General features: G+C 51.5%; 1 rRNA gene. It reads left to right on the top strand.

The annotated features are described in order from the left end of the window. A 16S ribosomal RNA gene (locus ACYU8Y_RS16115) occupies window positions 1-264 on the top strand; the annotation flags it as partial. Window positions 265-507: the final 243 nt, after the last annotated feature.

The following is a 507-nucleotide window of genomic DNA, read 5'->3' as shown; positions in this document are numbered from 1 at the left end:
AAAGAGATGCCAATCTTGTAAAGCCGGTCACAGTTCGGATTGGGGTCTGCAACCCGACCCCATGAAGCTGGAATCGCTAGTAATCGCGCATCAGCCATGGCGCGGTGAATACGTTCCCGGACCTTGTACACACCGCCCGTCAAGCCATGGGAGTTGGGGGGACCTGAAGGTCGGTGTCAAAGCCGGGCAAGGGTAAACTCGGTAACTAGGGCTAAGTCGTAACAAGGTAGCCGTACCGGAAGGTGCGGCTGGAACACCTCCTTTTTGGAGCCGATTTGTTTGTCTCTTCGGAGCAGATGAAGTGGTTGAGTTAAGTGCTGGCGTTTGTTGAGGACATTGTCCGCTCCACGGAGTGGACAAGCTGTTCTTTGACCTACAGGGAGAGATTGAATCACTTAGGTGATTCATGATGATAGAAAACCAAGACTAGTTTATCTAGTGATGAATACTTACTTACGTAAAGCGTGACAGACACGCAGCAAAAGGGCGTCTGGGGGATGCCTAAGG

The sequence above is a fragment of the Spirosoma humi genome (assembly GCF_054776575.1).
The sequence above is the reverse complement of the archived record's forward strand: the minus strand, read 5'-3'. Positions and strand labels throughout refer to the sequence as shown.